The organism is Mesorhizobium sp. M7A.F.Ca.CA.002.05.1.1 (assembly GCF_003998335.1).
Lineage (GTDB): Bacteria > Pseudomonadota > Alphaproteobacteria > Rhizobiales > Rhizobiaceae > Mesorhizobium.
Map to the genome: position 1 here is coordinate 1 of NZ_RZQI01001516.1, position 687 is coordinate 687.

The 687-nt window shown below is 67.1% G+C and carries 1 protein-coding gene; it reads right to left on the bottom strand.

Going from position 1 to position 687, the window contains the following annotated elements:
• Positions 1-653 (bottom strand): LysR family substrate-binding domain-containing protein (locus EN939_RS36770; RefSeq protein ID WP_245473326.1); only part of this gene is annotated, 653 nt, incomplete at its 3' end.
• Positions 654-687 lie beyond the last annotated feature (34 nt).

Genomic DNA, 687 nt, shown 5'->3' on the forward strand with positions numbered 1-687 from the left:
CCCTCTCCCCCCGCGGCCTGCCGCAAATCGGCAATCACCGCCCGCCGGTCTTGACGCCGCCAGGCGAGATGGAGTGAAACCGTGCGGTCGAACCACGGCAGGTCGCGAAACACGATCCGCGGCGGCGCAGCGGAACGCAGGCTGGCTTGCACCGTCGCCAGGCCGAGACCTGCGCTGACAAGGCCAAGCGAGGTTAGCGGATCCGCCGTTTCATAGGCGATGTCGGGCAAAAAGCCGGCTTTGGCGCAGGCGGCAAGGAACTGGCCGCGATTGGTGTCGTCCGGCTGGCGCACGACGGTGATCCAGGTGCGACCGTCAAGGTGATGCGGCCCAACCTCTGGTATTTGAACAAGCGGATCATCTTCGGGGATCGCCAGCACCAGCGGCTCATGCCGCAGCGCCATGGCGGCGACATCCGGGTCGTCATCAGGTGGCGGCGAGTAGACAAAGCCCAGATCCAGCGACCGCTGCCGTAGCCCTTCCAACTGCGCCGCCGAACGCAGGCTTCTCAGTTGCAAGTGGAAATCCGGCCGGTCGCGACGGAACTGGCGCAGCATCCCGGCGACAAGCCCGGCATGAACGGCGCCTTCGACATAGCCGATGGCGAGCCGACCGACGGCGCCGCTGGCCAGGTTTCGGCCGAACTCCTCCAAACGTCGCGCACTGGACAGCAGGGCGCGGGCCTCG